The organism is Microcoleus asticus IPMA8 (assembly GCF_013179805.1).
GTDB lineage: Bacteria > Cyanobacteriota > Cyanobacteriia > Cyanobacteriales > Microcoleaceae > Microcoleus > Microcoleus asticus.
Genome location: NZ_SRRZ01000208.1, coordinates 1 through 6,459 on the forward strand (window position 1 = coordinate 1; position 6,459 = coordinate 6,459).

A 6,459-nucleotide genomic window follows, 5' to 3' on the forward strand; every position below is an offset into this window, starting at 1 on the left:
TATGATTGAGTATGTCGCTCATGTTTCTGTGTCAAAAAAGCTTTATGATGTGATCTTACCACGAACTGTTACTATTTTGGAGATGTCTACTCCAAGCGGACTCAGAGATAATTCAGAAGTGTTGAAATCCTCGATCGAGCTTTAATATAGCATCCGGATAAATACCGCTGCTATCAGTTAACCAAATATCGGTGCTATCGGTAGCAATTCCCACAATCGCGGCTCCATTTCCTATTTTTTTCACCAATAACTCAGCATTCGCGATCGGCAAAAAGATCACTAACTCGAAGTCTTCTCCGCCGTATAATGCCCAATCTAAAGCTTTTTCGGGTGATACGATTTCGCTGAAAATATCGGGAATGGGTATTTTTGTGCGATCGACTTTTGCGCCAACACCGCTAGCCCGACAAATTTGAATAATCGCATCAGCTAAACCGTCGCTGCTGTCCATTCCGGCGATTGCAATTGGGGATTTAACCCCCCCCGGCCCCCCCTTGCTAAGGGGGGGAGAATTGAAATCTTGCTTCCCCCCCTTAGCAAGGGGGGGACTGAGGGGGGGTTCCATCGCGCCTTCGGAACCTAAAATTTCCCAAACCATCGGCAAAACATCGAGCCTCGGTTTAGGACACTGGTGAGCGAGAATTAAAGAAGCTCGATCGACTTCTGTAAAATTTTGCCCGAATTCGGGATTTAACAGCAATTCTAATCCCGCGCGGGAGGCTCCGTGAACCCCAGTAGCGACAATCGCCCAGCCCGATCGCGCATTTGACCGACTAATGATACGATCGCACTCAACTTGTCCAAAAGCCGTAATCGCCACAGTCACAACGGGCGATCGCACAACATCGCCACCGACGATCGGCGTATCATATTCTTGCAAGCAAGCCGTCATCCCCCGATAAAACTCTTCAACCCACTCCACAGCCGTATCCGCCGCCACAGCGAGGGCTACAGTCACCGCCAGAGGCGTTGCTCCCATCGCAGCCAGATCCGACAAATTCGCCGCTGCGGCGCGCCATCCTGCGTAATAAGGCCCCGTAGTGCGATCGCTAAAATGCACTCCATCCACCAGCATATCTGTAGTGATAGCGAGAGATTGGTTGGGATTTGTAGCCATGACAGCGCAATCATCACCCACTATCTCTGCGGGGCAGAATTTTTGCAATATTCTTAAAAGACCTTGTTCACCGATATCTTTAACTTTCATAATTTGGAATTAGTCGATCGCACTTTCTCACTTCACCATTCCTTACCGGAACTCGGCGGCAAGCGCAACCTAGGAAATCTATAAAAAGTATCCCCTTCATCATCTACCTCTAAAACCGCCGAAAAAATCTTCACTTGCCGAGTTAAATAATGCTGAGCAACTTCTGCCTCAACCCTAGCATTAGCGGCCAGTTGAATCAGCGAAACCTGACTGTTTTGAGTTTCCAACAACTGATAAAAAGCCTCATCTAACCGCTGCTTTTGCTTGCTTTCATTCACATTTTTTACAATCAACAATCCTGCGAATCCGCCCAAACCAATTACCAATAAAAATTCTAAAATTGCCATACTCTCGATTAAATTCCTGATTTCAATAACAAAATATAAAAATTATCTCTTCTTCCAGCCCGCCTCAGCGGGCTTGGTGTGTGTAGAAGCGATTTCAATCGCCTTCACCTTTATTTAGAAAAGATTTCAATGGCTGTCACTATTGATTTTTTTAGCCCGCGCAGGCGGGCTTTGTGTGTGCAGAAGCGATTTCAATCGCCTTCACTTTTGACAAGCAGCGATTTCAATCGCCGTCATTAATTAAACTTGAGGTCGCACCAAATTTTCGATTCCTTTAACTACCTTAGCAGATACAATCTTGTCTCCTTGCTTCAGTTGTTCCAAAACTTCTTTTCCTTCAATCATGTAACCAAAAACAGCATATCGGCCGTCCAACAGATTCAGGCCAGCGGGCGTTAGTTCAGGTTCAAACAAGAAAAAGAAAAACTGAGAAGAACCGCTGTCGGGTTCAGCTTCCTTGCGCGCCATTGCCACAGTACCGAAAGCAGAAAAAGGCAAAACAGGCTCGTCGCGATAGCGCCCCGCATCTTCTAGAGTAATCCCGTAAACAGGCTCCTTTTCGTCTCTGACGAGCACTTCCAGCGGAACATTCCGGTATTTGCCAGTACCTGGGTCAATAAAACCCTCTTCCTTGCCTTCGGGGTCTCCGGTTTGCAAAACGTAGGATTCTTCCGATCGAATAAACGGCAAACCGTCATAAAAACCTCGATCGACTAAATCGACAAAATTACCAGCCGTAACCGGCGCGCTGTAGCCGTCAACCACTACAGTAATTTCCCCTTTTTCAGTTTGTACGGCCACAGTAGCGCGCCCTTTGAGTTGAGGCAGACTAGCATATTTTGCTGGCACTTCAAACGGAAACTTTGTCACCATCAACTCTTCGATTTCGCCTACCGAACCCAGGATTGTGGGTTTCAAGTCAATCACTTTTTCCTTGTCTTTAGCCTCAACAGCCTTTTCCAGTTGAGCAATTCCCTCCTTGACTTGTGCAAGTAGCACCTCAGCTTCCGGCTTTTTGGCGTCGGGAATACTCGCTAAAATGTCAGATTCCCGAAGGTTGAGAATCCTGGAAGCCTTGCTGACATCGCTGCTAATGGGCCCCCAACGTTTAGACCGTATGTGGTTGCCAATGTCTTCGAGACTGATTTGCAAATCTCGCACAGTCTGATTGTCAATAGGTAAAGCGAAGCGCAGCAGCGCCCGGCCGTCGGTAATCGCATTTCCAGCAGGCATACTGCTGCTGGGGCGTTTGGCATGGGAGACTGCACTGAAACTCAGTCCGAGAGTGAACAGCAGGAGTGCTAAAGCGAGGGTTTTGACCCAGCGCTTGCACGTATCGATCGAGAAATTAGGCCAATGCAACATAACTTTAACTTTTATTGCCTCTATTATCTTCCCACAGCGCTGTCGGCCTTCTATCCGTTTGCCGTACACTGCTCGTTGCCGAACTTCCTTCCCTTGAGAGCTTTTTAGCTTTCTGTACAGCAGTTGCTCCCTTTGAACGGTAAAATAAAATGCCAATTGCTTTTGGATGCCGTCAGCTAGACTGCGGCTTTAACTTGAGCCGCTCAAAAACGGATACAATCCCCAGACTCCTGTCGTGGAGAGATCAAAATTTTAGACCAAGGTTCAATCTCCCAAATTCATCTGTGGAGTAAATCTAAAATCTAAAATCTAAAATCTAAAATCGACTGACTTTAGTTCCCCCGTGCCGGCAAGGCGACGGGATTGCCTGCAAAAATTTATATGATCTCCAGTAACGACTTTCGACCAGGTGTTTCAATTGAATGGAATAACGGCGTGTGGCGGGTTATCGAATTCCTCCACGTCAAGCCAGGAAAAGGCTCGGCTTTCGTGCGGACAAAATTAAAAAACGTCCAAACCGGAAACGTAGTAGAACAAACCTTCCGGGCGGGCGAGACTATGCCTCAAGCCAACTTGGAAAAGAGCGCGATGCAGCATACCTATAAAGAGGGCGACCAGTTCGTCTTTATGGATATGGAAACTTACGAGGAAAGTCGCCTCAGTGCCAAGCAAATAGGCGATCGTGTCAAGTACCTCAATGAAGGGATGGAAGTCAACATCCTTCGCTGGAACGACCAAATCCTGGAAGTGGAACTCCCCAACTCGGTTGTTTTGGAAGTGACACAAACCGATCCAGGAGTCAAAGGAGATACTGCCACCGGCGGCAGCAAACCCGCCATCCTCTCCACCGGAGCTCAGATTATGGTGCCTCTATTTATTTCCATTGGAGAACGGATTCGGATTGATACTCGTGAAGACAAGTACCTCGGCCGAGAGTAGAAACGACGGAGGAAAAGGGAGTTTTTAGTTTTTAGTTCTGAGTTATGAGTTAAAGAATTCAAAATTCAACACTCATCGCTCACAGCTTAAAAACTATCCCTTTTGCCTCCAAACTCGGTGAATTCTCCTAGCTTCGCCGGATTCCTAATTTTCAATTTTCAATTTTCAATTTTCAATTCTCAATTACCCTTGAATCTGCTGTGCAACTAGACTTAAACCAGCTTTGCGAACTCCTAACTGTATTAGACAAAACAGGCATTTCGGAACTGACCTTAAAAAGTGGGGATCTTGAACTGACAGTGCGCAAAGGCATTCTGGCAAGTTCACCAGGCACTGCTTCTGCGCTCCCTGCTGCCGTGGCGACAGTCGCTCCGAGCGCGTTGGGCGCTGTTGCTAGCCCCACCTTAGCCTCACCTCCTGCTGTTGACCAAAATGTAGGAGCAGCTCTGGCTGAGGCCCCTGCCGCCACACCAGTCGCCGTGCCTGCTGCCGTGACTGCTCCTGTCGATACTAAATGGGTGCCAATTATCTCGCCGATGGTAGGAACTTTTTATCGCGCTGCTGCTCCCGACGAGCCGCCTTTTGTCAATGTGGGCGATCGCATCAAGGTCAGCCAGACAGTTTGTATTATCGAAGCGATGAAGCTGATGAACGAGATCGATGCTGATGAAGTGTCCGGTCAAGTGATGGAAATTTTAGTTCAAAATGGGGAACCTGTGGAATACGGTCAAGTTTTGATGCGAATTAATCCGGATTAAAAGATTACTTTATTGTTATGGAATAAATGCTAATAGTTCCAGATCACTTCTCTCCGGTGAGTTTGATGAAGTCATCCCAGCCTGTCCCGCAAGAGGTTGTGCAACAAGTTGCTGAGTATTTCAGTATTTTGAGCGAGCCAATGCGTTTACGAATTTTGAACTTGCTTCGCGACGGCGAAAAATGCGTGCAAGAGTTGGTGGAAGCTACTCAAACGAGTCAAGCCAATGTTTCTAAGCACCTAAAACTCATGCTCCAAGCTGGTATCCTTACTCGCCGGAGTGAAGGAACTTCAGCCTATTATAAGGTGCAGGACGAGTTAATTTTCGAGTTGTGTAATATGGTGTGCGATCGGCTTGCCAGCCGGATCGAACAGCAAGCCCTACACTTTCGCGCATTTAGCCTGACTACCAAGCACTGAAAATTAGTCGCCAGTCATCAGTCATCAGTCATCAGTCATCAGTTATCAATCCCTACTCTCTGTCTTCAGACCGATGACTAATGACTCCTAACTAATGACTTCTCACTAATGACTCATAATTACTAAAGGGGAAAATTTTTGTCAAAACTTTGGCGGGTACTCGGCTGAGCCACCTCCAAACCTTCGCCACCCAAAAGTTCTAAAGGCTTGCCTTCCACCGAAATCCAAACCTTGGTATTCGGTTGTAAACTCGTAGCCGTATAGATAACTTGCCCTAACCGGCCAGTCATTGAATTGCTACCCCCCCCCGAAGTAAATTCTGCCGACAAATCGACATAAACTCCGTCATTCTTGACACTCAAACCCCGGAGTTTTGTCCCATTAGGAATTTCGCTAGAAACAGTTGCATCCTTGGGCCCGGCCAACAAACTGTTAAAAGCAGCTTGTAAAGTTGCATCAGGCTTGTCAGCTTGTTTGACAGCTACTTTCGTAGGAACTCCCTCAAATTTGCCACTGGCATCTTTAACCCAGTAGACTTGCACTGTCTGGGCTGCCGGCTGCGGCAAAGGCTTGGGCTGAGGCAACTTTGATACCAGAGCGTTAGGCGTCTGAGCGTTAGGCGTCTGAGCGGTAGGCGTCTGAGCGGTAGGCGTCTGAGCGGTAGGCGTCTGAGCTGTAGGCGCTTGGACAGGATTTGGAGGGGGTACCGGGATAATTACAGCAGGGGATTCCGCAGGACTTGGGGACAGCGCCGGAGCGGTAGTCGGAGCGGAAGAGTGCGTGTCTGCAGGGGTTGGCGAACGGTTCGCCGTCCACCAGGCAATGCCCCCTCCTGCCACTAAAGCTAACCCGCAAACACCGGCAATCACTGCTGTGGAGACGCGGCGTACTTCTTGTCCATCTTTCATAATACAAATCCTCCTTAGAGATAGAGCGCTTGGGACGGTGAGGAGCGACTCCGATCAGCTACATTTGTCTATGGTTAGATTCTGGAATTGACACAATTGCATTGCTGCTAGCGAACACTTTATGGCAAGCCCAACATTTTCTGAATCCGACTATTGGAATCCTAGACCATAATATGAGATTTAGTGTGGGAGTATGTCACAGTCTCTCGATCGGCCTAGTGGCCATATTCTATAGTAATCATAAAAAATTAAAGGATGAAGGAAGAAAGAAGAAAGAAAAAGGAAGAAAGAAGGCAACGGATGGATGTAATGTGGGTAACGGGGGTAACGGATAGAAGGAAGAAGGAAAAATGATGTCGATAAAAATATTTTTCCCCAAACAAAAAGCGCCCCTATTTCTAGGAGCGCTTTCTGTTTATCGGGGGCTAAAACTTAGCCGTTGATAGAAGGAGCAACCATTGCTACGGGAGTTGTCTCACCAGCAGCCAAGTCGAGCGGGAAGTTGTGAGCGTTGCG

8 protein-coding genes are annotated in these 6,459 nt (G+C 47.6%); 3 read left to right on the plus strand and 5 right to left on the minus strand.

The genetic code is table 11. The features are described 5' to 3' along the window. Positions 1-112: 112 nt before the first annotated feature. The 3 genes from thiL to E5S67_RS30460 form a co-directional block, all read right to left on the minus strand. Positions 113-1,207 carry a thiamine-phosphate kinase gene (thiL, locus tag E5S67_RS30450; protein WP_172193001.1) on the minus strand — a complete coding sequence of 365 codons (1,095 nt, stop codon included), beginning with the start codon at positions 1,205-1,207 and terminating at the stop codon, positions 113-115. 32 nt (positions 1,208-1,239) lie between these two features. Continuing rightward, complete coding sequence (locus E5S67_RS30455; protein WP_172193003.1) at positions 1,240-1,554, minus strand: hypothetical protein; 315 nt, start codon at positions 1,552-1,554, stop codon at positions 1,240-1,242. A gap of 240 nt (positions 1,555-1,794) precedes the next feature. Beyond that, positions 1,795-2,919, minus strand: a complete 1,125-nt coding sequence (locus E5S67_RS30460; RefSeq protein WP_172193011.1) for a peptidylprolyl isomerase — start codon at positions 2,917-2,919, stop codon at positions 1,795-1,797. A 381-nt stretch (positions 2,920-3,300) separates the two neighbouring features. Here E5S67_RS30460 and efp point away from each other — a divergent pair, with 381 nt between their 5' ends. The 3 genes from efp to E5S67_RS30475 all read left to right on the plus strand — a co-directional run bounded on the left by efp (position 3,301) and on the right by E5S67_RS30475 (position 5,035). After that, complete coding sequence (efp, locus tag E5S67_RS30465; protein ID WP_172193005.1) at positions 3,301-3,858, plus strand: elongation factor P; 558 nt, start codon at positions 3,301-3,303, stop codon at positions 3,856-3,858. 200 nt (positions 3,859-4,058) lie between these two features. After that, positions 4,059-4,616, plus strand: a complete 558-nt coding sequence (gene accB, locus E5S67_RS30470; protein WP_172193007.1) for an acetyl-CoA carboxylase biotin carboxyl carrier protein — start codon at positions 4,059-4,061, stop codon at positions 4,614-4,616. Positions 4,617-4,642: 26 nt separating this feature from the next. Further along, positions 4,643-5,035, plus strand: a complete 393-nt coding sequence (locus E5S67_RS30475) for an ArsR/SmtB family transcription factor (protein ID WP_246277063.1) — start codon at positions 4,643-4,645, stop codon at positions 5,033-5,035. A gap of 122 nt (positions 5,036-5,157) precedes the next feature. Here E5S67_RS30475 and E5S67_RS30480 read toward each other — a convergent pair whose 3' ends face one another. Together E5S67_RS30480 and E5S67_RS30485 are read right to left on the minus strand one after the other, a co-directional pair. After that, positions 5,158-5,943, minus strand: coding sequence for a GerMN domain-containing protein (locus tag E5S67_RS30480; protein ID WP_172193009.1), 786 nt, complete (start codon positions 5,941-5,943; stop codon positions 5,158-5,160). Between the two features lie 432 nt (positions 5,944-6,375). After that, on the minus strand, positions 6,376-6,459 hold an 84-nt coding region (locus E5S67_RS30485; protein ID WP_172193013.1), incomplete at its 5' end, for a photosystem II protein D1.